The sequence below is a fragment of the Streptococcus sp. 2106 genome, assembly GCF_013277315.1.
GTDB lineage: Bacteria > Bacillota > Bacilli > Lactobacillales > Streptococcaceae > Streptococcus > Streptococcus pseudopneumoniae.
This window is the reverse complement of record NZ_VMMS01000049.1, coordinates 15,552-42,388: the sequence shown is the minus strand read 5'-3', so window position 1 is coordinate 42,388 and position 26,837 is coordinate 15,552. Positions and strand designations below refer to the sequence as shown.

Sequence of the window (26,837 nt, the reverse complement as noted above, 5' to 3'; positions counted from 1 at the left end):
ACAATCCTAATTTTCCATGATGGATCCAGTAGTAGATGGTAGAAATTCCCACGTTAACGCCCTTAGCCTTGACCATCATTTCAGGCGAAAATTTTTGGTTATGATAGTGGAGAATCTTTTCCTTCAGCTCCTTGTTCAATCTTGATTTCTTGACCGAGCGCTTGCGATTATTTTCATAAGACTGTTGAGCATAGTCGGCAGAATAAACCTCTTTAAAGCGTCCTTTTCCAAGACATTGTCGGACTGTCCCACGCTTGATTTCATTGTGAATGGTTTGAGGAGCTTTTCCAAGTAAAGAGGCGATTTCTCTATTTGATTTCCCTTCCTTTTTCCATCGTTCGATTAAACGACGGCTATCGATTGTCAAATGTTTGGCTTTTGTAGTATAATGGTTTTTCATCTCTGTGCCTTTCTTGTGTTTGTGATTGAACAACAAGTATAACACAGAGGTGTTTTCTTATGCCTAGAAGAGCTTTCATTTGACAAGAGGAACCCTTGAAGCAGTTTTGTCAGCTAAACCAAGGCTAATCTTAGCCTTGGCTTGTCAGCCTAACAGCATCAAGCCTCTTATCAAATGAAATCGAGGGCTAGCTATCAGCTAGTTGAACCATCTAATTTTTAGGAGGGCTGGGTGGCTAACTTCATTATAGAACTTTCACTTGGTTCTCTTTTTCGCAATGTTTTTATAAAAATGATAAAAACTATTGACAAAACAAAAATATAGTTTATAATAAAAACATAGATAATAAAAATATCAAAAACTATAAAAAGGCAATGCGTTTATGAAAAAGAAAACAGCAGTGATATTTGGGACATTTGCTCCGCTTCATCAGGGTCATATCGATCTGATCCAGCGAGCCAAGCGGCAGTGTGACCAGGTCTGGGTTGTCGTTTCAGGCTATGAGGGAGATAGAGGGGAGCAGGTAGGTTTAACGCTTCAAAAAAGATTTCGATATATCCGAGAGGCCTTTGGTGATGACGAGTTGACCTCGGTTTGTAAGTTAGATGAGACCAATCTTCCCCGTTACCCTATGGGTTGGCAGGAGTGGTTGGACAAAATGTTAGCGGAGATTTCTTATGATGAAACCCAACAAGAACTGATCTTCTTTGTGGGAGAAGCAGACTATCAGCAAGAATTATCAAATCGTGGCTTTGAGACTGTCTTGCAAGAAAGAAAGTTTGGTATCTCAGAGACTATGATTCGAGAAAACCCAAGCAAATATTGGAAATATATTGCTCAACCCTTCCGACGTCAGTTTACAAAGAAAGTGTTGATTATGGGAAGTGCTAGCAATGGGAAGACCACTCTGGCAAAGGATTTGGCTAGGTATTACGATGCACCAGTCAGCTTGGAATATGCACGTGAGTACCAGATCAAAAACAATGTCCGCGACGATGAATTGACTCCAAAGGATTACTATTATCTCCTGTTGTGGCAGTATGACCAGACCTCTAAGTTAATTGACAGTAATGCCAATAGGGGACTGGTGATAGCAGACACCAACTCCTTAGTAACCAAGGGCTACTATGATTATTACATGGAGTCAGAGGATCAAGGGGACTTATCGGGAGAGACTTTTGATAATCTCTTTGCCTCGATCTTGGCTAAGGAAAAATGGGACTTGATTTTCTTTGTGCAACCTATTGGCTCCTATGTCAATGACGGATTTAGAGATATGACTATGGCAGAAGACCATATTCGTCATAGTTTTTCCCAGCATTTGGACCAGATGAAGGAGCGCTACTTAGCAAACATTCCACTAGTTTATCTAGCTGAGGATTATCTAGGAAATTATGAAGCAGCAAAAGTGGCTATTGATACCATTTACCAAGCAGATTAGGAGAAACATATGAAAAAACTAACTGAAAAAATCACACAATTTATCGAAAACTTTAAAAATGTTCATGCAGAAGCTCGCAAAATCGGTTTTGCAGGAATCATGCACTTGCTCTGGAAAGATCTCTTTGTCGGTCGTAGCCTCTTCCAGTGGTTGTATCTCATCGCCTTGTCAAGTGTTCCCTTTATCTTGGAATTCACTCAAAATATAGATAGTCATGATTGGTTAAGCTTGTTTGCATCTTGGACTGGGATTGTCTGTGTTATCTTGGTAGCAGAAGGTCGTGCAAGCAATTATCTCTTTGGGGCTATTAACTCTGCTATCTATTTGATTTTGGCCATGGATGGGACTTTTTATGGCGAAGTCTTGACGACCGTTTACTTCTTTGTCATGCAGCCGATTGGCCTCTATGCTTGGCTGTCCAACCGTATTAATGACCAAGGAAAAGCAGAAGAATCGCATTTTGAAGCTAAGAAATTATCTATTTTTGATTGGCTCAAGTACTTGGCCTTGACTGCTATCATTTGGATTGGTATGGGCTTGGCTTATCAAAGTATCCATAGTGCTCGCCCTTTCCGTGATAGTGTTACCGATGCGACCAATGGTGTCGGTCAGCTCTTGATGATCCGTCTCTATCGTGAGCAATGGATTTTCTGGATTGCAACCAATCTCTTTAGTATTTATCTCTGGTGGGGTGAAAATATCCACATCCAAGGGATGTACTGGGTTTACACTCTCAATAGTCTAGTAGGTTGGTACCAATGGACCAAGGCAGTTCGTAAGGAGGCATAAAATGACGGACACGATGATTCCAGCAGGGATGGAAAAAGAATATTTTGAAATTCATGCAAGTCAGGAGGAGTTTTTAGATTGGTACTACAAGCAGGAACTCCCTCAATACGAAAAACCAAGTGTGACGGTGGATATGGTAGCCTACTGCTTTGTTGAAGGAAAAATCAAGCTCTTATTAATTCGCCGCAAGGCTCACCCTTATCAAAATTGTTTGGCTCTGGTTGGAGGATTTATGGACAAGGGCGAAGATGCTGCGCATGCCTGTCAGCGTGAGGTGAGAGAAGAAGTCAATCTCGATCTTCCTTTGGAAAAAATCGAGCAATTGATGACCGTATCGACCCCCGGCCGTGACCCACGGGGCTGGACAGTGACCATTGCCCACTTGGTTTATTTGCCTAGTCGTGTATTAGAACTTGTTCAAGCAGGAGACGATGCCAAGGATGTTGTTTTTGTAGATGTCGATTTTCAGACAGGCAAATGCTACCTAGAGGGAGTGGAGTTGGAGGAACAAGCCTTCGCTTTTGACCATTATGCCATTATTCAAGAGTCTATCAAACGAATCCAAGGCCGTCTCGACTGGAATCCGACCTTCCTTTATCTGCTGGAGGAGGAGTTCACTGTCTACGAAGGGACTGAACTGGTCAATCTCATCAACCCCGGTCGTCCAATCGTCAGCAATAACTTTCTCGTAAAATACGGAGAATATGTAGAAGAAGTTGGACTCAAACGAGTGCCTAAAAAGAAACCAAGAAAAACCTATCGATTGAAATAAAAAACGAGGTCGGGATAAAGTTCCTGACCTCTTTGTTTGCCTTTATTAGTTTGCTTTGCTGTTGCGACTGTTTTTAGGGATAGTTATCTTTCTTAGAATTGCTCAACATGTGAGTAAAAAGTCTTTGTATCGATACTTGAGATATTTTTCGTGTAGGAATAACAAAGCTATATAGAAAATCATAAAGACTGTGGTCAGATAGAAGATATCAAACGAAGTTTTGCCATAGTGAGTTGCGGATTTATAGGAACCAATTGCTCCCAAAATCAACCAAGGAAGATACTTGAAATACTTATTTAGTATAAGAGTGCACTTCCTATATTCTATTTCACTGTTATTATATTCCTTTGCAGCTAAATATGTAAGCGATTAAATAAGAGCGATTTAAAAAATTTTAAACAAAATAGGAATTTTTCTCTGTTTTTTCTATTAGATTACGAATAGAAGAGTAGGAGGAGTAAAGGTGTTTAAATTATGTGAGATTTTTAAAATAGTTTAAACAAATTATTGACATATTTAAATCTAAATGTTACAATTCCATTACAAAAAGATTTCTTTATATTTCTAAAATATTACAAAGGAGTAGAAAAATGAAAAAGAAAACCTATATCAAATTGATGGTAGCAACTGTATTGGCTTCTACCTTGCTACTGGGAGCTTGTGGAAATAAAAAGGAAACAACTCAAGCAAGCAGTTCTGCTAAGATAAGCCAGTCATCAAGCTCTAAAGCAGCCTCTTCTAGCAAAGAAAGCAAGACTCAGAAGTCCTCAACTTCAGCTTCATCTGAAAAGGCCAAGTCGTCTACTGATCAGTCTTCAGCAAGTGCAACACCATCACAAGCGATATCTGCACCAGAACAAAGACAAGGTCAAGAAGTGACTAATCAACAGGTAGCTAGTCAACAAACTCCTGCTCAGGCTCCTTCAACTCAACAAGCTCCTCAAGCTCAATCTAACCAATCAAGCTATGATCCTACAACTGATCGCAAACTTCAAGACAAACAAGCAGAGCAAAATAAACGCTACAAGGGTGTTTTAACCATGGTAGATGGTGATTTTTCAGCTGCAGCGGGCAATTGGAAGGGAGCCAATGGTGAAACCATTACAGTTTCATCAGGAGGTCAATTCACAGTAGAATCTTCTGATGGAAAGAAAGAAAATTACTCTATCAAAGGCTATTCTTATACTCTTGATGATGGTAAGTATAATGCCAAAATTGGTGGAGGAAAAGTCATCCAAATTACAACAGGAGCGGATGGCAAGGTTTCCAGTGTTGCTTTGAGTCAATAATAACTCGCAGTATTTGAATTTTTACAGTCAAAAACCCGTAACCTTTAAGAGAGTTACGGGTTTTGGTCTATTAAGCCTTATCCAATTGCAAGAGGGCTTCAATCTCTGCTAGGGTGCTAGCTTGCGAAATGGCTCCACGGAGTTTGGCAGCGCCAGATGTTCCACGGAGATAGTGAGGAGCGAGGCCACGGAATTCACGAACTGCGACGTTTTCTCCTTTGAGGTTAATCAATCGTTTCAAGTGTTCGTAGGCGATTTTCATCTTATCTTCAAAGGTCAAATCAGGTAGGATTTCTCCTGTTTCAAAGTAATGGTTGATTTGGTTGAAGAGGTAGGGATTTCCTATGGCAGCGCGGCCAATCATGACTGCATCAGCACCGACTTCTTCAATGCGTTGTTTGGCTTCTTGAACTGTACGGATGTCACCGTTGGCGATGAATGGAATCTTGGTCAGAGCTTGGGCAACCTTGTGCAGGGTCTCAAGGTCTGCGTGACCTGTATACATTTGCTCACGGGTACGGCCATGCATGGCGAGGGCAGAAACACCTGCTGCTTCAGCAGCGAGGGCATTTTCTACTGCAAGAGACGGGTCAGCCCAGCCGGTACGCATCTTGACAGTAAGTGGAATATCAAGGACAGATTGGACCTTGTTGATGATAGAGTAAATCTTATCTGGATCCTTGAGCCACATAGCGCCAGCTTCGTTCTTCACGATTTTATTAACTGGACAGCCCATGTTGATATCGACGATATCGGTCTTAGTGTTTTCTTGGATGAATTCTGCTGCGCGTGCGAGGCTGTCTTCATCGCTACCAAAAAGTTGGATAGAGACAGGGTTTTCGCCTTCATCGATATGAAGCATGTGCAGGGTTTTTTCGTTGTTGTATTGGATTCCCTTGTCAGAGACCATTTCCATGACAACGAGTCCAGCTCCGAGCTCTTTTGCGATGGTACGAAAGGCTGAGTTGGTGACACCAGCCATAGGTGCTAAAACGGTACGATTGGGAATCTCAACATTGCCAATCATAAAAGGTGTATTAAGATTTGTCACGAATGAGTTCCTCCAGGTCGTTTTCATCAAAGTTGTAAGTTGTCTGGCAGAATTGACAAGTGATTTCTGCCCCGTGGTCTTCCTCTTTCATTTCCTGCAAGTCTGAGCTTGGAAGGCTTGCAAGAGCGTTCATAAAGCGCTCATGGCTACAGTCACATTGGAAACGGATTTCTTCTTCAGAAAGACGCTTGTAGGCCTCGTCACCGTAGATAGCCTTGAGGAGGGCTTCGATATGGTCGTCGCTTTCGAGAAGAGTAGAGATAGCTGGCATTTCTTGGATGCGTTTTTCAAAGCGAGCAATCTCTTCTTCCTTGGCTCCTGGCAAGACTTGGACTAGGAAACCACCTGCAACCTTGACCTTGTCTTCCTCGTCCAAAAGGACATTGAGGCCGACTGCTGAAGGTGTCTGTTGGCTTTCTGTTAGGTAGAAAGCCAGGTCTTCCCCAATCTCTCCAGAGATGAGTGGGGTCAAGGAAGTATAAGGATTTCCAATGCCGTAGTCTGTGATAACGAGAAATTGACCATTTCCAACAAAAGGTCCGACTAGAACTTCACCAGTTGCAGTCTTTTTGATGTCGACACCGGGATTTTGAACGTAACCTTTGACATTCCCCTTGGTATCAGCGACCGTGATGATAGCACCTAGGGAGCTAGAACCCAGCACCTTAACTGTAAGTTTGGTATTTCCTTTTTCATTGGCTGCGAGAATCTGGCTAGCGATAAGAGTTCGACCAAGCGCTACAGTTGAGCTGGCTTGGGTTTGATGTTTTTCTTGAGCAGTGCGGACGGTTTCTGTGCTATCAAGGACAAAAGCACGAAAGGCTCCGCTTTCTGATATAGTTTTAATAATTTTATCCATAGCTACTATTTTAGCATAAAAATGCCCAAAGGGGGAGCCGTGTGTTTGCTGATTTTCAGGATAATGGACTAGGAAATCAGCAGGTAAATAAAAAGAGAAACAGATTATTTCAGCATTTGTAAGATTTATGCTATGCTTAAGGTAGAAAATGAAAGGGGTAACAAATGTATTTAGGAGATTTGATGGAGAAGGCCGAGTGTGGTCAATTTTCAATCCTTTCCTTTCTATTACAAGAGTCTCAGACGACTGTCAAGGCTGTAATAGAGGAGACAGGATTTTCAAAAGCAACCCTAACCAAATATGTCACCCTGCTCAATGACAAGGCTTTGGATAGTGGTTTAGAGCTGACTATTCACTTAGAAAATGAAAATCTGCGCCTGTCGATCGGTGAAGCTACCAAGGGGAGAGATATTCGGAGCTTGTTTTTGGAGAATGCTGTTAAATACCAGATTTTGGTTTATCTTCTCTACCACCAACAGTTTTTGGCCCATCAGCTGGCTCAAGAATTGATGATTAGTGAGGCTACGCTTGGTCGCCACTTGGCTGGTTTAAATCAGATTTTGTCAGAATTTGATTTATCCATCCAGAATGGACGTTGGCGAGGTCCAGAGCATCAGATTCGCTATTTCTATTTCTGTCTTTTTCGCAAGGTCTGGTCTAGTCAGGAATGGGAAGGTCACATGCAGAAATCAGAGAGAAAACAGGAAATTGCTACACTAGAAGAAATCTGCGGTGCAAGTTTGTCTTCGGGGCAGAAATTGGACTTGGTTCTCTGGGCTCACATCAGTCAACAACGTCTTCGGGTCAATGCCTGTCAGTTTCAAGTGATAGAAGAAAAAATGCGAGGGTATTTTGACAATATTTTCTACCTTCGTTTGCATCGAAAGACTCCGTCCTTTTTTGCTGGGCAACACCTTCCTCTAGGGACTGAAGATGGTGAGATGATGATTTTCTTCTCTTTCCTCCTATCTCATCGCATCCTTCCTCTTCATACTATGGAGTATATCCTTGGTTTTGGAGGGCAGTTGGTAGATTTGCTGACACAATTGATTCAAGAAATGAAGAAGGAGGAGCTGCTGGGGGACTACACAGAGGACCATGTCACCTATGAACTTAGCCAGCTTTGTGCTCAAGTCTATCTCTATAAGGGTTATATTTTACAGGATCGCTACAAGTATCAGTTAGAGAATCGTCATCCATATTTACTGATGGAACATGATTTTAAAGAGACAGCAGAGGAGATTTTTCATGCTCTACCTGCCTTTCAGCAGGGGACAGACTTAGATAAGAAAATTCTCTGGGAATGGCTGCAGTTAATCGAATATATGGCTGAAAATGGTGGCCAGCATATGCGGATTGGTCTGGATTTGACATCTGGTTTTCTTGTCTTTTCAAGGATGGCAGCCATTTTGAAACGGTATTTGGAATACAATCGTTTTATTACCATTGAAGCCTATGACCGAACTCGGCATTATGATTTGCTGGTTACCAATAACCCTATTTATAAGAAGGAGCAGACACCAGTTTATTATTTAAAAAACGACTTGGATATGGAAGATTTGGTAGCGATTCGCCAGTTATTGTTTAGTTAAAGAAGATGGCAAAAAAACTCAATTTTAGGAGAAAAAGAAGTAAAATTTTCTGCAATAAAACGCATATTATCGAGTCTTTTCAACACTTGACAATATGCGTTTGTTTGACTTTAAATTCTTTTTGCTCAGCCTTTTATTTTATATTCTTAGACAAAATTGCTAGAATTACCTCGTTATCATTTGTGTTATCTACTTTAATAAGACCTGTATCAATTCTACTAAATAATGAATTAATAATGATTAGTCTTTCCTCTTTATCAATATTTGTACCAGCATAAGTCAAAGATTGATAAAATCTAGTTAAAGCTGCTTTCTGTTTGTATTCGGTGGCTAAATGATGATTTGACATTACGATTTTTACCAGTATTCTAATTATATAGATAAAGAAAGAAATAACAGAAATAAATACGAATGATTCTGAAAGAAAAGGAATTTCTTTGATGATATCTAAAGAATAATTATGTATAACTGTAATTAATTTTGTCGAAGTAAAAATTAAAGCTAGTACAGTTACAATAAGGATGATAGTCCAATTTCTAGCCTGCTTTATATATTCTGTAGCACGTTTATTCCAGAGTTGTTCGGGTGCCTCCAATGATAGTTTATTCTTATAAGTCTCCTCTAAATGTTCAAGTTTATCTTTCTTTTCCTTTTGCCAACGATTTATTGAGCTTTGAAACTCTTTTAATTCTATGGCCTTATCATCAAATTGTTGTTGAATATCATTGTATCTGTTTTCGATAAAAGAGGTAATTTCTTTATATTGTTCATTAGAATTATCAGAAATTTCTTGTAACTTACTGGTTAATGGATATATAATATTTTTTTCAAAGTCGAATATATTTTCCCTAATATTAGAGAACTGTTTTCTAAGTAAATACAGAGCCGGATAGAATTGGTATGGATAAGAGCTTGAAAAATAATTGCCTATAGAACTTATATTCTTAGAGAGATAGATGTAACTTCTTATCGCTTCTGTAAGATTGTCTGTTGTTTGCTCTATATAGAATGAAACAAAACTCTTTATTTTTCGAATTTCTAAATCTTTATCAATAGGTGAATCAATTGATAGTATGTAAACAAGCTTCCCTTGCTCAGTAGTTTCACGACTACTTGACAAGTTATAATAAAGATAGTTATTTATAGTATCCGTATTTAAGTCGTCAATCTCAGAAAGAAATTTCCTTATGCCATTTATCTTATTATTCATGATTTGCCAATTTGAATAATAATTAGATGGTGCTTTTTCTGAAACAATCTTCCAATAGTCAAAATTAGTTTTTATTACTTTTTCAATTTGATCAAAAGTAAACATCGCTTCACGTTCGTTGAAGTTTATAGTATTGTTACTGTTAATTGTAAATCGAAATAAAATTTTATCATCCAAAAAATTAGATATTTGTTTGCTCGTAAAACTCATCATACTACCAGCCTATTTAGTCGTTTGAAACTTCTTATTTTTAATTAATATCCTAAAATAAGTGCTCTTACCATTTATTGATAAATCTTTTCCGTCATCTCCTTTTCGGAATCCAACAATTTCAAATTGATTTGGATTAAACTTATGAAGAAAAGTTATTGGAACTCCCATAACTCCTCGATAATCATAAGGAATATCTACTGTTTTATTGATATTGATACCGTTGTAATTATCGTAGGTTAAATATTGGTCTTCATTATTTTTATACTTTTTGGTAAGAATAATGTCCTCGTGCCTTTTGAAATTATCTAAATTTGTTAGCCATAAACAGTTATTAGGGGAAACAATTCTTTCACCACGTTCATTTATAGTGGTTTCTGTCCCATAGAGTTCATAGTGGTCTGGAACGATAAATCCAGAAATACCACGTCCCATATTTATCCCCATCCAAACTTTATTGTTTTCTATGAGTTTAAAAGTTTCTTTGTAAGTAATAGCATTAATATTGCCAATGATTAAAAATTGTTTATCATATTGAACAACTTGTGCAAGGAAGTCTCTGAAAAGTGAAAATGGTGGATTTGTTACCACTATATCTGCTTCTTTTAATAGTTTCATACTTTCCTCACTGCGGAAATCACCGTCACCTTTAAAAAATGTCACGTCATTTAGACTGGGAATAATGACCTCTTCTTTTTTCCCAGTGTATTCATAGTAAAAGCCATTTGAAATTTCTGAATTTAAGCTAAATAAATCAAATTGTTGTTCGATATAACAGGATGCAATCAGCTTTTTCAAACCAAGTTCATTAAAATTTTGAGCAAAATATCTATAAAAATTGCTAGTTCTGGGGTCATCACAATTGCAAAATATAATTTTGTTTTTGAAATGTACCTTGTAATGATGTAACTCCCTATCTATATCTTGTAGTTGAGTATAGAACTCATCATTTTTATTTTTTTTTGCCTTTCTTAAAAAATCATTTTCGTTTTTTCTCATTATCTTATTCCATACTCCTTGTTAATTGGTTAAAAATATCGCTTCCCAAAACTTTAAGAGACGTCTTAGCAACATCTAACATTATATTAAACATTTCCTGAGGATTCCAGTGACTTCCATCACCAGTTGTATAGATAGAGGTTGCTTGAAGCATTATTGATTTGTCTTTATTTTTTATAAATTTATTTTTGCACAAATTAGTATTGATTGGCATGCCGTAATTGGCAGCAGTTAGTCTGTCTAAGCGGTTTAGTATTCCTGAGTCATGTTCAAGTATAACAGATCGTCCGTCTGGCCGTATTACAGAGATAGTTTGCGTTAAAAAATTAGAACCTTCTAGAAAAATAATATAAGGGAAGTGTTCCTCGGATAGCATAAAATTTGCTATTTCAGCAATATTTTTATGTGAGCGTTCAATAGCATTTCCGGCAGCCATTAAATCTTGGTCGTTGTTTTTTCCTACTAGTTTACCTGATTTAATATTTTCAATATCTTTTCCTTGATGTTTAGCTTCTGTTACTAGAACTACACGCCAACTGCCTGAATCATCTTTTACCTCAATGATACCGCCGTCAGGAATAATACTTGCATTCTGTGTAAATAAAGTTTTTCCTAAATCTTTATCCAGCTTACTAAGATAATGATTAATCTCCTTTTTACTAACTGATTTTCTAAATCTAAACTCTAACATCGGATATAATTCCTCTAGTTTCGATTTTACTAGATGAGAGATAGTGCCTACGGCAATATCATGAGATTTTGCATCTTCTCCGAATATACCTACTACTCCTCTTGAATCTTTATGTTGGTTAGTTAGACGATTAGATTGATTCTTTTTAGCCATAAAATTCTCCCCTTTTTTATATTTTGAGGTGTTTTTAGTTATTAACAATATTATATCACACTATGAATGGGTATTAAATAATTGCATTATGTAAACTTTTCATATCGTAAATCTTAGCAAAAATACTCTTATTAGCTACTTCTTCATTAAAATAGGTTATTAAATCTAACTTTTGAGGCCTTTTTTGTGAAATTCACACAATCTCCTCACATTTTTTTAAAAATTAAAAAAAGTTGATAAACAAGAAAGCGCTTTATTTTGTATACTAGTAAGTGTAAAGAGGAAACACCTCAAGATCTTTATCAGGAGGACAGCACATGTCACAAGAAAAATACATCATGGCCATTGATCAGGGAACTACAAGTTCTCGTGCCATCATTTTCAACAAAAAAGGGGAAAAGGTTAGCTCGAGTCAAAAGGAATTTACGCAGATTTTCCCTCAGGCAGGTTGGGTAGAGCACAATGCCAATGAAATTTGGAATTCCGTCCAGTCTGTTATTGCTGGAGCTTTCATCGAAAGTGGTGTGAAACCAAGTCAGATTGAGGCAATCGGGATTACCAACCAACGTGAAACAACGGTCGTTTGGGATAAGAAAACAGGACTTCCTATCTACAATGCTATCGTTTGGCAATCACGTCAGACAGCTCCTCTGGCTGAACAGCTGAAAAGCCAAGGTTATGTGGAAAAATTCCATGAAAAGACTGGTTTGATTATCGATGCTTACTTCTCTGCTACTAAGGTTCGTTGGATTTTGGATCATGTAGAGGGCGCTCAAGAGCGAGCAGAAAAAGGGGAATTGCTCTTTGGTACTATCGATACTTGGTTGGTTTGGAAATTGACTGACGGTGCGGCTCACGTGACGGATTACTCAAATGCAGCTCGTACCATGCTTTATAACATTAAAGAACTCAAATGGGATGATGAGATTTTGGAAATTCTCAACATTCCGAAGGCTATGCTGCCAGAAGTTCGTTCTAACTCTGAAATCTACGGTCAAACAGCGCCATTCCATTTCTATGGTGGAGAAGTGCCAATCTCAGGTATGGCTGGTGACCAACAAGCAGCCCTCTTTGGACAGTTGGCCTTTGAACCTGGTATGGTCAAGAATACTTATGGAACAGGATCTTTCATCATCATGAATACTGGTGAAGAAATGCAGTTGTCTGAAAACAACCTCTTGACAACCATTGGTTACGGAATCAACGGTAAGGTTTATTATGCCTTGGAAGGTTCTATCTTCATCGCAGGAAGTGCTATTCAGTGGCTTCGTGATGGTCTTCGCATGGTTGAAAATTCACCAGAATCTGAAAAATATGCTCGTGATTCTCACAATGATGATGAAGTTTATGTCGTTCCAGCCTTTACAGGACTAGGAGCACCATACTGGAACCAAAATGCTCGCGGTTCTGTCTTTGGTTTGACTCGTGGAACAAGCAAAGAAGACTTTATCAAGGCAACTCTTCAATCAATTGCTTATCAAGTACGTGATATTATTGACACAATGCAGGTGGATGCTCAAACAGCTATTCAAGTATTGAAAGTGGATGGAGGTGCAGCCATGAATAACTTCCTCATGCAGTTCCAAGCTGATATTTTAGGCATTGACATTGCACGCGCTAAAAACTTGGAAACAACAGCTCTAGGAGCAGCCTTCCTAGCAGGTTTGTCAGTAGGTTACTGGAAAAACTTGGATGAGTTGAAACTTTTGAACGAGACAGGAGAACTCTTTGAACCATCGATGAACGAATCGCGCAAGGAACAACTCTACAAGGGCTGGAAGAAGGCTGTGAAAGCAACGCAAGTCTTTGCGGAAGTAGACGACTAATACTGGCAGAATAAAGCGATTTATTTAGAAGGTGTGTAAATATGGAATTTTCAAAGAAAACACGTGAATGGTCAATTAAAAAAATGCAGGAACGCACCCTGGATCTCTTGATTATCGGTGGAGGAATCACAGGGGCTGGTGTAGCCTTGCAGGCGGCAGCTAGCGGTCTTGAGACCGGTTTGATTGAAATGCAGGACTTCGCAGAAGGAACATCCAGCCGTTCAACAAAATTGGTTCACGGCGGTCTTCGCTACCTCAAACAATTCGACGTAGAAGTAGTATCAGATACGGTTTCAGAACGTGCAGTAGTACAACAAATTGCTCCACACATTCCAAAACCAGACCCAATGCTCTTACCAGTTTACGATGAAGATGGAGCGACCTTTAGCCTCTTCCGTCTTAAAGTAGCCATGGACTTGTACGACCTCTTGGCAGGTGTCAACAATACACCAGCTGCTAACAAGGTTTTGAGTAAGAATCAAGTCTTGGAACGCCAGCCAAACTTGAAGAAAGAAGGCTTGGTAGGAGGTGGAGTGTATCTTGACTTCCGTAACAACGATGCGCGTCTCGTGATTGAAAACATCAAACGTGCCAACCAAGACGGTGCCCTCATTGCCAACCACGTGAAGGCAGAAGGCTTCCTCTTTGACGAAAGTGGCAAGATTACAGGTGTTGTAGCTCGTGATCTCTTGACAGACCAAGTATTTGAAATCAAGGCCCGTCTGGTTATTAACACAACAGGTCCTTGGAGCGACAAGGTGCGCAATTTGTCTAATAAGGGAACCCAATTCTCACAAATGCGTCCAACTAAGGGAGTTCACTTGGTAGTGGATTCAAGCAAGATCAAGGTTTCACAGCCAGTTTACTTTGACACAGGTTTGGGTGATGGCCGTATGGTCTTTGTTCTCCCACGTGAAAACAAGACCTACTTTGGTACAACTGATACAGACTATACAGGTGATTTGGAGCATCCAAAAGTAACTCAAGAAGATGTAGATTACCTACTTGGTATTGTCAACAACCGCTTCCCAGAAGCGAATATTACAGTTGCTGACATTGAAAGTAGCTGGGCAGGTCTTCGTCCATTGATTGCAGGGAACAGTGCCTCTGACTATAATGGTGGAAATAACGGTACCATCAGTGATGAAAGCTTTGACAACTTGATTGCGACTGTTGAATCTTATCTCTCCAAAGAAAAAACACGTGAAGATGTTGAGTCTGCTGTCAGCAAGCTTGAAAGTAGCACATCTGAGAAACATTTGGATCCATCTGCAGTTTCTCGTGGGTCTAGCTTGGACCGTGATGATAATGGTCTCTTGACTCTTGCTGGTGGTAAAATCACAGACTACCGTAAGATGGCTGAAGGAGCTATGGAGCGCGTGGTTGATATCCTCAAAGCAGAATTTGACCGTAGCTTTAAACTCATCAACTCTAAGACCTACCCTGTTTCAGGTGGAGAATTGAATCCAGCAAATGTGGACTCAGAAATCGAAGCCTTTGCGCAACTTGGAGTTTCACGTGGCTTGGATAGCAAGGAAGCCCATTACCTAGCAAATCTTTACGGTTCAAATGCACCGAAAGTCTTTGCCCTTGCTCACAGCTTGGAACAAGCGCCAGGACTCAGTTTGGCAGATACTTTGTCCCTTCACTATGCAATGCGCAACGAGTTGACTCTTAGCCCGGTTGACTTCCTTCTTCGTCGTACCAACCATATGCTCTTTATGCGTGATAGTTTGGACAGCATCGTTGAGCCAGTTTTGGATGAAATGGGACGATTCTATGACTGGACAGAAGAAGAAAAAGCAACTTACCGTGCTGATGTAAAAGCAGCTCTTGCTAATAATGATTTAGCAGAATTAAAAAATTAAGAAAAAATAAAAGAGGTGGAGGGTAGGACTCCTTGTCGCCCGCCCCTTCTTTTTGATGGAGACAGAAAGATGATGAATGAATTATTTGGAGAATTTTTGGGAACTTTAATCCTGATTCTTCTAGGAAATGGTGTTGTTGCAGGTGTGGTTCTTCCAAAAACCAAGAGCAATAGCTCAGGTTGGATTGTGATTACTATGGGTTGGGGGATTGCAGTTGCGGTTGCAGTATTTGTATCTGGAAAACTTAGTCCAGCTCATTTAAACCCAGCTGTGACTATAGGTGTGGCCTTGAAAGGTGGCCTGCCTTGGGCTTCCGTTTTCCCATACATCCTAGCTCAGTTTGCAGGGGCTATGCTCGGTCAGATTTTGGTTTGGTTGCAATTCAAACCGCATTATGAGGCAGAAGAAAATGCAGGAAATATCCTGGCAACCTTCAGTACTGGGCCAGCCATCAAGGATACAGTTTCTAACTTGATCAGTGAAATCCTAGGAACCTTTGTTTTGGTCTTGACAATCTTTGCTTTGGGTCTTTATGACCTTCAAGCAGGAATCGGAACCTTCGCAGTGGGAACTTTGATTGTTGGTATCGGTCTATCACTAGGTGGGACAACAGGTTATGCCTTGAACCCTGCACGTGACCTTGGACCTCGTATCATGCATAGCATCTTGCCAATTTCAAACAAGGGAGACGGAGATTGGTCTTACGCTTGGATTCCTGTTGTGGGACCTATTATCGGTGCAGCCTTGGCCGTGCTTGTATTCTCACTTTTCTAGTTTATACTCTTCGAAAATCTCTTCAAACCACGTCAGCGTCGCCTTACCGTACTCAAGTACAGCTTGCGGCTAGCTTCCTAGTTTGCTCTTTGATTTTCATTGAGTATTAGAAAACAATTATTTTGATAGAGCTTGAGATGAGTATCTCAGGCTTTTTTCTTTTAAAATATACATAGAAAAAGCGCATAATCCTTAAAATAAGCTGAAATCTAGTGAAAATGTACGGTAAACAATTGAAAAACTAGTCTATAAAGTGGTACAATAGTAGAAAAATACTATAGTAAGAGTCTATCTTATTTAGCAAAAATTACAGAAATGAATGGTTTTTCTTGATGAAACAGAGAAAAGAATTGTACCTCTTTCTTGGTCGGACAGCCTTGTATTTTCTTATCTTTCTAGGGCTGCTTTACTTCTTTAGCTATCTTGGTCAGGGTCAAGGAAGCTTTATCTATAATGAATTTTAACTTGAAGGAGAATCCCTATTGTGTCAAATAAACCAATAGCAGATATGATTGAAACCATTGAGCATTTTGCTCAGACACAGCCTAACTATCCTGTTTACAATGTTTTGGGGCAGGAACATACTTATGGCGATTTAAAGGCTGATTCGGATAGTTTGGCTACAGCCATTGACCAACTAGGCTTGCCTGAGAAGTCTCCTGTGGTCGTTTTTGGTGGTCAAGAGTATGAAATGTTGGCAACTTTTGTAGCGCTGACTAAGTCAGGACATGCCTACATTCCAATTGATAGCCATTCAGCCTTGGAGCGAGTTTCGGCTATTTTAGAAGTGGCAGAGCCAAGCTTGATTATTGCTATCTCAGACTTTCCATTGGAGCAGGTTTCGACACCTATGATGAATCTAGCTCAGGTTCAAGAAGCCTTTGCCCAAGGGACTAGCTATGAGATCACGCATCCAGTCAAGGGCGATGATAATTACTACATCATCTTTACTTCTGGTACAACTGGTAAGCCTAAGGGAGTGCAGATTTCCCATGATAACCTCCTCAGCTTTACCAATTGGATGATTACGGACAAGGAATTTGCGACGCCAAGTCGTCCACAAATGCTGGCTCAGCCACCTTATTCTTTTGACCTGTCTGTCATGTACTGGGCACCGACCTTGGCACTGGGAGGTACGCTTTTCGCTCTTCCTTCAGCTATTACTCAGGACTTTAAGCAACTCTTTGCGACCATCTTTTCATTGCCAATCGCTATCTGGACATCAACGCCTTCTTTTGCGGATATGGCCATGTTGTCAGAAGACTTTAATAGTGAGAAAATGCCTGGAATCACGCATTTCTACTTTGATGGTGAAGAATTGACGGTTAAAACGGCTCAAAAACTACGTGAGCGTTTCCCACATGCCCGTATTATCAATGCCTACGGCCCAACAGAAGCGACAGTAGCCTTGTCAGCTGTTGCTGTGACAGACGAGATGCTAGCGACTCTCAAACGTCTACCAATCGGCTATACCAAGGCTGATTCTCCAACCTTTATCATTGACGAGGACGGAAATAAATTGCAAAATGGCGAACAGGGAGAAATCATTGTCTCTGGGCCAGCTGTTTCAAAAGGCTATATGAACAATCCTGAAAAAACAGCAGAAGCCTTCTTTGAGTTTGAAGGTCTGCCAGCCTATCACACAGGCGATGTGGGAACCATGACAGATGAAGGCTTACTTCTCTACGGCGGACGCATGGACTTCCAGATTAAGTTCAACGGTTACCGCATTGAGTTAGAAGATGTCTCTCAAAACCTCAACAAGTCTCGCTATATCGAGTCTGCTGTAGCTGTGCCACGTTATAATAAAGACCACAAGGTGCAAAATCTATTGGCTTATGTCATCTTGAAAGACGGTGTTCGTGAGCAGTTTGAGCGAGATATTGATATTACCAAGGCTATCAAGGAAGATTTAACAGATATCATGATGTCCTACATGATGCCGTCTAAATTCCTTTACCGAGACAGTTTGCCACTGACTCCAAATGGAAAGATTGACATCAAAGGATTGATTAACGAGGTGAATAAGAGATGATGGAGTTCTTTCAACAGCTTCCTCATTTAGAGCCATATGGGAATCCTCAGTATTTTGTCTATGTGATTGCTGCAACCTTGCCCATCTTTATCGGTCTCTTTTTCAAGAAACGCTTTGCCTGGTATGAAGTGCTGGTTAGCCTCTTCTTTATCGTCACCATGTTGGTAGGTGGGAAGACCAATCAGTTGATTGCCTTGGGTATTTACCTTTGCTGGGAAATATTGCTCCTGCTTTTCTACAAGCATTATCGAAAAAGCAAGGATGGCAAGTGGGTCTTCTACTTAGTTAGTTTTCTGTCCCTACTTCCGATTATCTTTGTCAAGGTGCAACCAGCTATCAATGGAACGCAGTCTTTGCTTGGATTTTTGGGAATTTCTTATCTGACCTTTCGTTCGGTTGGGATTATCATCGAGCTGAGAGATGGAGTGATTAAGGATTTTACCCTCTGGGAATTCCTCCGTTTCCTTCTCTTCATGCCGACTTTTTCAAGTGGTCCAATCGATCGCTTTAAGCGATTTAATGAAAATTATCAGGCCATTCCTGAGCGGGATGAGTTGATGGATATGCTGGATGAATCTGTTCGCTATATCATGTGGGGCTTTTTGTACAAGTTTATCCTAGCTCATGTTTTAGGAGAAACCTTGTTGCCTCCTTTGAAGAATCTAGCCTTGCAGTCAGGTGGCTTCTTTAACCTCTATGCCTTGGCAGTTATGTATACATTTGGTCTGGAACTCTTCTTTGACTTTGCAGGTTATTCTATGTTTGCTTTAGCCATTTCAAATTTGATGGGAATTCGTAGCCCTATCAACTTTAACAAACCTTTTTTATCAAGGGATTTAAAGGAATTTTGGAATCGCTGGCATATGAGTCTGTCCTTCTGGTTCCGTGACTTTGTCTTTATGCGAATGGTCATGGTGTTAACCAGAAAGAAGGTCTTTAAAAATCGTAATGTAACCTCAAGTGTGGCCTATATTGTAAATATGCTGATTATGGGATTTTGGCACGGTGTGACCTGGTACTATATCGCCTATGGACTCTTTCATGGGATTGGACTGGTTATCAATGACGCTTGGATTCGCAAGAAAAAAACGCTCAATAAGGAACGGAAAAAAGCAGGGAAGCCTGCTCTACCTGAGAATCGCTGGATTCAGTTGCTTGGCATGGTTGGCACCTTCCATGTCGTCATGCTGTCATTCTTAATCTTTTCTGGATTCTTGAATGATTTATGGTTTAAAAAATAAAAGGAAATAAAATATGGATATCAAATCAGAAGTTATCGAAATTATTGATGAGTTGTTTATGGAAGATGTTTCTGACATGATGGATGAAGATCTTTTTGATGCAGGTGTCTTGGATAGTATGGGAACGGTTGAATTGATTGTGGAGATTGAGAACCGTTTTGACATTCGTGTCCCTGTAACAGAGTTTGGTCGCGACGACTGGAATACAGCTAATAAAATCATAGCTGGTATTGTGGAGCTACAAAATGCTTAAACGCTTATGGATGATCTTCGGACCGGTATTGATAGCTGGTTTGTTGGTTTTTCTGCTCATTTTCTTTTATCCTACTGAGATGCGTCATAATCTAGGAGCTGAAAAGCGTTCAGCAGTGGCTACTACTATCGATAGTTTTAAGGAGCGAAGTCAAAAGGTCAGAGCACTATCTGATCCAAATACACGTTTTGTTCCCTTCTTTGGCTCTAGTGAATGGCTTCGTTTTGACGGTGCTCATCCTGCGGTATTAGCTGAGAAATACAATCGCTCCTACCGTCCTTATCTTTTAGGACAGAGGGGAGCTGCATCGCTTAACCAGTATTTTGGAATGCAACAGATGTTGCCACAACTGGAGAATAAACAAGTTGTGTATGTTATCTCACCTCAGTGGTTCAGTAAAAATGGCTATGAGCCAGCAGCCTTCCAGCAGTATTTTAATGGAGACCAGTTGACCAGTTTTCTGGAACATCAATCTGGAGATCAGGCTAGCCAATATGCGGCGACTCGCTTACTACAGCAGTTTCCCAACGTAGCTATGAAGGATTTGGTTCAGAAGTTGGCAAGCAAAGAAGAATTGTCGACGGCAGACAATGAGACGATTGAATTATTGGCTCGGTTTAATGAACGCCAGGCTTCCTTTTTTGGACAGTTTTCAGTTAGAGGTTATGTCAATTATGATAAGCATGTAGTTAAGTATTTAAAGACCTTGCCAGACCAGTTTTCTTATCAAGCCATAGAGGATGTTGTCAAAGCAGATGCTGAAAAGAATACTTCCAATAATGATCTGGGAATGGAAAATGATTTCTATAATAAGCAGATCAAGAAGGATTTGAAGAAATTAAAGGATTCTCAGAAAAACTTTACCTACCTCAAATCACCGGAGTATAATGACCTGCAGTTGGTGTTAACCCAGTTTTCTAAATCTAAGGTAAACCCGATTTTTATCATTCCACCTGTAAATAAAAAATGGATGGACTACGCTGGTTTACGAGAGGATATGTACCAACAAACGGTGCAGAAGATTCGCTACCAGTTAGAGAGTCAAGGTTTTACCAATATAGCGGATTTTTCTAAGGATGGTGGGGAGCCTTTCTTTATGAAGGACACCATTCACCTTGGTTGGTTGGGGTGGTTGGCTTTTGACAAGGCAGTTGATCCTTTCCTATCCAATCCCACACCAGCTCCGACTTATCATCTGAATGAGCGCTTTTTCAGCAAAGACTGGGCGACATACGATGGAGATGTCAAGGAATTTCAATAGATCATAATATAGAAGAGTTCAAGAATGAAGCCTATTTTTACGTTTTTTCTTGACTCTTTTTTTGCTTGTGATATAATTAACTGGTAAATAAAATTCTACAGAATAGTATTTTTCTCTTAAAAATGGAGAAATCTAAAAGGAAAGGAGTCAGATATGAGACAGCTAGCGAAGGATATCGATGCTTTTTTGAATGAGGTGATTTTACAGGCGGAAAACCAGCATGAAATCCTAATAGGTCATTGCACTAGTGAGGTGGCCCTGACAAATACCCAGGAGCATATCCTCATGCTCTTGTCGGAGGAATCTTTAACAAATTCAGAGTTGGCTCGTCGTCTCAATGTCAGTCAGGCGGCAGTTACCAAGGCCATTAAGTCTTTGGTCAAGGAAGGAATGTTGGAAACATCTAAAGATCCTAAGGATGCGCGTGTGATTTTTTATCAGTTGACTGATTTGGCTCGTCCAATCGCTGAGGAGCACCATCATCATCATGAGCACACACTTTTAACCTATGAACAAGTGGCGACTCAGTTTACTCCAAATGAACAAAAAGTGATTCAGCGGTTTTTGACTGCTTTAGTAGGAGAAATCAAATAATGAGATATATTACGGTAGAGGATTTATCCTTCTATTATGATAAGGAGCCTGTTCTTGAACATATCAATTATAGTGTTGATAGTGGGGAATTTGTTACCTTGACAGGGGAGAATGGGGCAGCTAAGACGACACTGATCAAGGCCAGTCTTGGAATTCTCCAACCACGCATTGGTAGGGTGACCATTTCAAAGACAAATACGCAGGGTAAGAAATTGAGAATAGCCTACCTTCCTCAACAGATTGCCAGTTTTAATGCTGGTTTTCCAAGTACGGTCTATGAATTTGTCAAATCTGGTCGTTATCCGCGAAAAAGTTGGTTCCGTCGCTTGAATGCTCATGATGAGGAGCATATCAAGGCTAGTCTGGACTCAGTTGGTATGTGGGAACACCGAGACAAACGCTTGGGGTCTCTATCTGGGGGACAAAAGCAGCGAGCGGTGATTGCGCGTATGTTTGCTTCTGACCCAGATGTGTTTATCTTAGATGAGCCGACAACAGGGATGGATGCAGGGAGTAAAAATGAATTTTACGAACTTATGCACCACAGCGCCCATCATCATGGCAAGGCTGTTTTGATGATTACCCATGACCCTGAAGAAGTTAAGGACTATGCGGATCGCAATATTCATCTAGTTCGTAACCAAGATTCGCCATGGCGTTGTTTCAACGTTCATGAGAATGATCAGGAGGTGGGCCATGCTTAGTTTGTTATCTTATGACTTTATGCAGCGTGCCTTTCTGGCCGTTATTGCCATGAGTCTTTTCTCGCCGGTATTGGGGACCTTCCTTATCTTGCGCCGTCAGAGTTTGATGAGTGATACTCTTAGCCACGTCTCACTTTCGGGTGTAGCCTTTGGGTTGGTTTTGGGGATTTCTCCGACAGTTTCTACGATTGCCATTGTCTTGATTGCGGCGGTCTTCCTGGAGTATCTCCGTACGGTTTACAAGAGCTTTATGGAAATCGGGACAGCTATCCTCATGTCAACAGGTCTGGCTGTTTCTCTGATTGTCATGAGCAAGGGTAAAAGCTCTAGTTCTATGAGTTTGGACCAGTACCTTTTTGGTTCAATCGTGACTATTAGCGAAGAACAGGTCATTTCCCTCTTCGTCATTGCGGCGGTTGTTTTGATCTTGACCTTCCTCTTCCTTCGACCAATGTATATCCTGACCTTTGATGAGGATACGGCCTTTGTGGATGGCTTGCCCGTTCGTACCATGTCCATTCTTTTTAACATGGTGACAGGGGTGGCCATTGCCCTTATGATTCCAGCTGCGGGAGCTCTTCTGGTATCGACTATCATGGTCTTGCCAGCTAGTATTGCCCTGCGTCTGGGGAAAAACTTTAAATCGGTTATGCTGCTTGCCAGTGCTATTGGATTTTTGGGAATGGTAGCAGGGCTTTACATTTCCTACTATGCAGAAACACCTGCAAGTGCAAGTATTACCATTATTTTTGTAACTGTTTTCTTGCTCATTAGTTTAGTAAGACGTTTTATCAAATAGGAGAATATCATGAAAAAAATTAGCTTATTGCTAGCCAGTCTATGTGCCTTGTTTTTAGTGGCTTGTTCCAATCAAAAGCAGGCAGATGGCAAACTAAATATCGTGACAACCTTTTACCCTGTCTATGAATTTACCAAGCAAGTTGCAGGAGATACTGCTAATGTAGAACTCCTAATCGGTGCTGGTACAGAACCCCATGAATATGAACCGTCTGCCAAGGCAGTTGCCAAAATCCAAGACGCAGACACCTTTGTTTATGAAAATGAAAACATGGAAACATGGGTACCTAAATTGCTAGATACTTTGGATAAGAAAAAGGTCAAAACCATCAAGGCAACAGGGGATATGTTGCTCTTACCAGGTGGTGAGGAAGAAGAGGGAGACCATGACCATGGAGAAGAAGGCCATCACCATGAGTTCGATCCCCATGTTTGGTTATCACCAGTTCGTGCCATTAAACTAGTAGAGCATATCCGTGATAGCTTGTCAGCAGATTATCCTGATAAAAAAGAGACCTTTGAGAAGAATGCTGCTGCCTATATTGAAAAATTGCAAGCCTTGGATAAGGCTTATGCAGAAGGCTTGTTTCAAGCCAAACAAAAGAGCTTTGTGACTCAACACGCAGCCTTTAACTACCTTGCCTTAGACTATGGACTCAAACAAGTCGCAATTTCAGGCCTCTCTCCAGATGCAGAGCCATCAGCTGCTCGCTTGGCGGAATTGACAGAGTACGTCAAGAAAAATAAGATTGCCTATATCTACTTTGAAGAAAATGCTTCACAAGCCCTTGCTAACACACTTTCAAAAGAAGCAGGTGTCAAAACAGATGTCCTCAATCCTTTGGAAAGTCTGACAGAAGAGGATACCAAGGCTGGCGAAAACTACATTTCCGTGATGGAGAAAAACCTCAAGGCTCTGAAACAAACAACGGACCAAGAAGGCCCAGCAATCGAGCCTGAAAAGGCAGAGGATACCAAGACAGTTCAAAATGGTTACTTTGAGGATGCAGCTGTCAAGGATCGCACCTTGAGTGACTATGTAGGTAACTGGCAATCAGTTTATCCTTTCCTTGAAGATGGCACGTTTGACCAAGTCTTTGACTACAAGGCTAAGTTGACTGGTAAGATGACCCAGGCTGAGTACAAGGCTTACTATACAAAAGGCTATCAGACAGATGTGACTAAGATTAATATTACTGATAATACTATGGAATTTGTTCAAGGTGGACAAAGCAAGAAATTCACCTACAAGTATGTTGGTAAGAAAATCTTGACTTACAAGAAAGGCAATCGTGGTGTTCGCTTCCTCTTTGAAGCCACAGATGCTGACGCTGGACAATTCAAATATGTTCAGTTTAGTGACCACAATATCGCCCCAGTTAAGGCAGAACATTTCCATATCTTCTTTGGAGGCACAAGCCAAGAAGCCCTCTTTGAAGAAATGGATAACTGGCCAACCTACTATCCAGATAACCTATCTGGCCAAGAAATCGCTCAAGAAATGTTGGCACATTGATGAGAAACCGACTAGTTCATAGGAGCTGGTCGGTTTTTGGGGTACTAGATGGTAATACTCTTCGAAAATCTCTTCAAGTCGCGTCAACGTCGCCTTGCCGTATAGATGTTACTGACTTCGTCAGTTCTATCTGCAACCTCAAAACAGTGCTTTGAGCAGCCTGCGGCTAGCTTCTTAGTTTGCTCTTTGATTTTCATTGAGTATAACGTCATTATAGACTTTTCAGACACCTAAGGAATTTCAAAAATATCAAAATCAAATAAAACTCTTGAAATATCTGGGCCTGTATGTTAGAATAATTTTATCGGATAAGGTTCATTAGAACACCAAAGCCCCTAACTAGTGCGATAGTTAAGGGGTGTTTTGGTATATTCTACAGGAATATATAATCCTAGTTTTCTAATTTGCTCTTTGATTTTTGTTGAGTATAAACATTTTAACAAAAAAGTTAGTCTTTAATAAAAGAAGCGATATAGTGATATTAGAAATTCTCTTGTAATTCTGATATGTCTGCGTATTTTTCGTAAGTTACCTGTTTAGTAATCAGATGTCAGTTAAGGGCTTGATGTTTTATAAAAGAAAATTATGGAGGAAGGGAAATCCGACTTTATAAACTAAACTGTAAAAAACGGCAAATTTGACAAATGAATAAGAAAAAAATAAAAAGCAACTGTTTTTATTAAAAAGATTGCTTAATAGTTAGATTGGAGGGAAGAAAAATATGAAAAATTTAAGTCAACGACTTGTTGATAAAAGTGTTGAGGCCTTTATTATGGGGCTGGAAATTTACAACAAGCCTACAATCAAATATCGTATTGAAGGATTCAGTTTTTTCATATGTAATGCTTAGGAGTTGATGTTGAAGTCTGAAATGCTAAATAGAAATCTATCAATCTATTTTAAGGATAATCCAGATAGAACTCTCAGCCTTGAAAATGTTATCAAGAAAATTTATTCCGATGATAGTACACGAATTCGACTAAATCTGGAGCGTATTATTGAGCTTAGAAATATCAGCACACATTATATTACAGAGGATTACGAACTAAAGTACGCTCCACTATTTCAAGCGTGTGTACTTAACTATGTCAATGAACTTCAGAGATTTCATGGTAGAGACATCACTGAGACCATTGCACAAAATTTCCTAACTATATCAGCAAGTTATGAGCCTCTGACAAATGAACAAATCAGACTAAAATACCCAGCGGAAATTGCAGAAAAGTTTATTCAGCAAGCAAATGCTATAGATGTTCTTGTTTCTGAGTATAATTCAGATAAATTTGCAATCGGTGTAAAACAAAACCTATACATCACAAAGAAAAAGTCTGAAGCTGACTTCGTTGTCTCAATTGCAAATCAATCTCCCTCTCAAGTAGCAATAGTAAAAGATTTAAAAGATCCATCAGAGACTCACAAATATTCATACGGGAATATCATCTCAGTTGTAAATGATCGATTAAACAAGAAGAATATCAAATTAAATTATAAATCTGGTTTCAATCAATATGTTCTAACCTTAATCATTGATTTCTATTCAATAAAAACTGACGAGAAATTTGCATATTGCCATAAAATAGGTAAGTCTGAGCACTATACCTATTCACAGCAATTTGTTGACTTTATCATTACAGAAATAGAAAAAGACCCTCTAAACTTTGTAGAGAGCCTTAAAAAATCAAAATAAAAAGATAACCCCAGGCACATAGGAATGCTCAACCTTTCAGTCTACCCCATTCTGGGACCCAGCGTTTATCCTTCACAAGTTATCTTATTGAGTTCATTATATCATACTTATGGAAAATGTAAAGAAATTTGTATAGTATTTTTAAATGAATTGATGAAAAATCAAATACCTTTCAGAACTAAGGAACTTTAAATAATAAATAAAACTCTTGAAATATCTGGGCTTATATGCTAGAATGTAGTTAATGGATAAGGTTCATTAGAACACCAAATCCCCTAACTAGTGCCATAGTTAAGGGCTTTTTTGACGTATCTTAGCGATTTAACGGGTGTTGATAGGCTAGTCAGTCGGTCTACTTCTTACCATCTAGCCATTTGCAAACGAAATACAAGATGATTCCAGCTATGACGTCTGCTATAATAGTAAGAGCGAGCTCTGGGATAAGGCTCATTAGTTTCACCTCCTCTCACGAACCCATAGGAACGTAATCGGTAACCGATGACAAAAATAGTATACCACAATAAATTTATATCATCAAGGTCACTTAATGCTTGAACTATTGTAGATTATATGCTAAAATGTAGTTAGTTGATAAGGTTCATTAGAACACCAAAGCCCTTAACTATTGCCGTAGTTAAGGGCTTTTTTGACGTATCTTAGCGATTTAACGGGTGTTTATAGGCTAGTCACTCGGTCTACCCCTTACTATCTAGCCATCTGCAGACGAAATACAAGATAATTCCAGCTATAACATCCGCTATAATAGTAAGAGCGAGCTCTATGATAAGGCTCATTAGTTTCACCTCCTCTCACGAACCCATAGG

General features: G+C 39.8%; 23 protein-coding genes and 2 pseudogenes. 18 read left to right on the top strand and 7 right to left on the bottom strand.

Features of this window, described 5'->3' with window-relative positions:
• Positions 1 to 400: helix-turn-helix domain-containing protein (locus HT723_RS06335; protein WP_172934859.1), on the bottom strand; the 400-nt coding region annotated here is incomplete at its 3' end.
• Positions 401 to 782: 382 nt separating this feature from the next.
• Here HT723_RS06335 and HT723_RS06330 point away from each other — a divergent pair.
• The 3 genes from HT723_RS06330 to HT723_RS06320 are packed head-to-tail and all read left to right on the top strand — an operon-like array spanning position 783 to position 3,402.
• Positions 783 to 1,841: an AAA family ATPase gene (locus HT723_RS06330; RefSeq protein WP_000730556.1), complete on the top strand. Its 1,059-nt coding sequence runs from the start codon at positions 783 to 785 to the stop codon at positions 1,839 to 1,841.
• 9 nt (positions 1,842 to 1,850) lie between these two features.
• On the top strand, positions 1,851 to 2,630 hold the full coding sequence (gene pnuC / locus HT723_RS06325) for a nicotinamide riboside transporter PnuC (RefSeq protein ID WP_172934858.1): 780 nt from the start codon (positions 1,851 to 1,853) through the stop codon (positions 2,628 to 2,630).
• 1 nt (position 2,631) lies between these two features.
• Positions 2,632 to 3,402 (top strand): NUDIX hydrolase, encoded by a 771-nt coding sequence (locus tag HT723_RS06320; RefSeq protein WP_023936782.1) that lies wholly within the window; start codon positions 2,632 to 2,634, stop codon positions 3,400 to 3,402.
• Positions 3,403 to 3,475: 73 nt separating this feature from the next.
• Here the strand turns inward: HT723_RS06320 and HT723_RS11590 are convergent.
• Positions 3,476 to 3,705, bottom strand: a pseudogene (locus tag HT723_RS11590) (hypothetical protein).
• A 287-nt stretch (positions 3,706 to 3,992) separates the two neighbouring features.
• Between HT723_RS11590 and HT723_RS06315 the strand changes: the two are divergent.
• On the top strand, positions 3,993 to 4,691 hold the full coding sequence (locus tag HT723_RS06315; RefSeq protein WP_050223153.1) for a hypothetical protein: 699 nt from the start codon (positions 3,993 to 3,995) through the stop codon (positions 4,689 to 4,691).
• Positions 4,692 to 4,761: 70 nt separating this feature from the next.
• Here HT723_RS06315 and dusB read toward each other — a convergent pair whose 3' ends face one another.
• Positions 4,762 to 5,742: a tRNA dihydrouridine synthase DusB gene (dusB, locus tag HT723_RS06310; protein WP_000183307.1), complete on the bottom strand. Its 981-nt coding sequence runs from the start codon at positions 5,740 to 5,742 to the stop codon at positions 4,762 to 4,764.
• Positions 5,729 to 6,601: an Hsp33 family molecular chaperone HslO gene (gene hslO / locus HT723_RS06305; RefSeq protein WP_050223154.1), complete on the bottom strand. Its 873-nt coding sequence runs from the start codon at positions 6,599 to 6,601 to the stop codon at positions 5,729 to 5,731. The genes dusB and hslO overlap by 14 nt, the downstream gene beginning before the upstream one ends.
• Positions 6,602 to 6,765: 164 nt before the next feature.
• Between hslO and HT723_RS06300 the strand changes: the two genes are divergently transcribed.
• Entirely contained in the window at positions 6,766 to 8,193 is a 1,428-nt protein-coding gene (locus HT723_RS06300) for a helix-turn-helix domain-containing protein (RefSeq protein WP_050223156.1), read from the top strand.
• Between the two features lie 133 nt (positions 8,194 to 8,326).
• Here the strand turns inward: HT723_RS06300 and HT723_RS06295 are convergent, their stop codons facing one another.
• The 3 genes from HT723_RS06295 to HT723_RS06285 are packed head-to-tail and all read right to left on the bottom strand — an operon-like array spanning position 8,327 to position 11,456.
• Complete coding sequence (locus HT723_RS06295) at positions 8,327 to 9,616, bottom strand: DUF6161 domain-containing protein (RefSeq protein WP_023934039.1); 1,290 nt, start codon at positions 9,614 to 9,616, stop codon at positions 8,327 to 8,329.
• 9 nt (positions 9,617 to 9,625) lie between these two features.
• On the bottom strand, positions 9,626 to 10,612 hold the full coding sequence (locus HT723_RS06290) for an adenine-specific methyltransferase EcoRI family protein (protein WP_023936772.1): 987 nt from the start codon (positions 10,610 to 10,612) through the stop codon (positions 9,626 to 9,628).
• Positions 10,613 to 10,616: 4 nt separating this feature from the next.
• Positions 10,617 to 11,456 carry an EcoRI family type II restriction endonuclease gene (locus tag HT723_RS06285; protein WP_023934038.1) on the bottom strand — a complete coding sequence of 280 codons (840 nt, stop codon included), beginning with the start codon at positions 11,454 to 11,456 and terminating at the stop codon, positions 10,617 to 10,619.
• A 317-nt stretch (positions 11,457 to 11,773) separates the two neighbouring features.
• Here HT723_RS06285 and glpK point away from each other — a divergent pair, with 317 nt between their 5' ends.
• The 13 genes and pseudogenes from glpK (at position 11,774) to HT723_RS06220 (ending at position 26,013) form a co-directional block, all read left to right on the top strand.
• The gene (gene glpK / locus HT723_RS06280) at positions 11,774 to 13,282 is read left to right on the top strand and encodes a glycerol kinase GlpK (RefSeq protein ID WP_023939036.1); all 1,509 of its coding nucleotides are present in this window, start codon (positions 11,774 to 11,776) and stop codon (positions 13,280 to 13,282) included.
• Positions 13,283 to 13,323: 41 nt separating this feature from the next.
• Positions 13,324 to 15,150: a type 1 glycerol-3-phosphate oxidase gene (glpO, locus tag HT723_RS06275; protein ID WP_000395969.1), complete on the top strand. Its 1,827-nt coding sequence runs from the start codon at positions 13,324 to 13,326 to the stop codon at positions 15,148 to 15,150.
• 69 nt (positions 15,151 to 15,219) lie between these two features.
• Positions 15,220 to 15,924: an MIP/aquaporin family protein gene (locus tag HT723_RS06270; RefSeq protein WP_023941164.1), complete on the top strand. Its 705-nt coding sequence runs from the start codon at positions 15,220 to 15,222 to the stop codon at positions 15,922 to 15,924.
• Between the two features lie 332 nt (positions 15,925 to 16,256).
• Positions 16,257 to 16,388: a teichoic acid D-Ala incorporation-associated protein DltX gene (locus tag HT723_RS06265; RefSeq protein ID WP_000813667.1), complete on the top strand. Its 132-nt coding sequence runs from the start codon at positions 16,257 to 16,259 to the stop codon at positions 16,386 to 16,388.
• 20 nt (positions 16,389 to 16,408) lie between these two features.
• On the top strand, positions 16,409 to 17,959 hold the full coding sequence (gene dltA, locus HT723_RS06260; RefSeq protein WP_172934857.1) for a D-alanine--poly(phosphoribitol) ligase subunit DltA: 1,551 nt from the start codon (positions 16,409 to 16,411) through the stop codon (positions 17,957 to 17,959).
• On the top strand, positions 17,956 to 19,200 hold the full coding sequence (dltB, locus tag HT723_RS06255; RefSeq protein WP_138705896.1) for a D-alanyl-lipoteichoic acid biosynthesis protein DltB: 1,245 nt from the start codon (positions 17,956 to 17,958) through the stop codon (positions 19,198 to 19,200). Before dltA ends, dltB begins: the two co-directional genes overlap by 4 nt.
• Positions 19,201 to 19,213: 13 nt before the next feature.
• Positions 19,214 to 19,453, top strand: coding sequence for a D-alanine--poly(phosphoribitol) ligase subunit DltC (dltC, locus tag HT723_RS06250; protein WP_000351967.1), 240 nt, complete (start codon positions 19,214 to 19,216; stop codon positions 19,451 to 19,453).
• Positions 19,446 to 20,714: a D-alanyl-lipoteichoic acid biosynthesis protein DltD gene (dltD, locus tag HT723_RS06245; RefSeq protein WP_172934856.1), complete on the top strand. Its 1,269-nt coding sequence runs from the start codon at positions 19,446 to 19,448 to the stop codon at positions 20,712 to 20,714. Before dltC ends, dltD begins: the two co-directional genes overlap by 8 nt.
• Before the next feature lie 153 nt (positions 20,715 to 20,867).
• The gene (gene adcR / locus HT723_RS06240; protein ID WP_001249308.1) at positions 20,868 to 21,308 is read left to right on the top strand and encodes a zinc-dependent transcriptional regulator AdcR; all 441 of its coding nucleotides are present in this window, start codon (positions 20,868 to 20,870) and stop codon (positions 21,306 to 21,308) included.
• Complete coding sequence (locus tag HT723_RS06235; RefSeq protein WP_138700283.1) at positions 21,308 to 22,012, top strand: metal ABC transporter ATP-binding protein; 705 nt, start codon at positions 21,308 to 21,310, stop codon at positions 22,010 to 22,012. Before adcR ends, HT723_RS06235 begins: the two co-directional genes overlap by 1 nt.
• A complete protein-coding gene (locus tag HT723_RS06230) occupies positions 22,005 to 22,811 on the top strand; it encodes a metal ABC transporter permease (RefSeq protein WP_000950038.1) in 807 nt (268 codons plus the stop codon). The genes HT723_RS06235 and HT723_RS06230 overlap by 8 nt, the downstream gene beginning before the upstream one ends.
• Before the next feature lie 9 nt (positions 22,812 to 22,820).
• Positions 22,821 to 24,326 carry a zinc ABC transporter substrate-binding lipoprotein AdcA gene (gene adcA, locus HT723_RS06225; protein ID WP_016399376.1) on the top strand — a complete coding sequence of 502 codons (1,506 nt, stop codon included), beginning with the start codon at positions 22,821 to 22,823 and terminating at the stop codon, positions 24,324 to 24,326.
• Positions 24,327 to 25,047: 721 nt separating this feature from the next.
• Positions 25,048 to 26,013 (top strand): annotated as a pseudogene (locus tag HT723_RS06220) (DUF3644 domain-containing protein).
• Positions 26,014 to 26,837 lie beyond the last annotated feature (824 nt).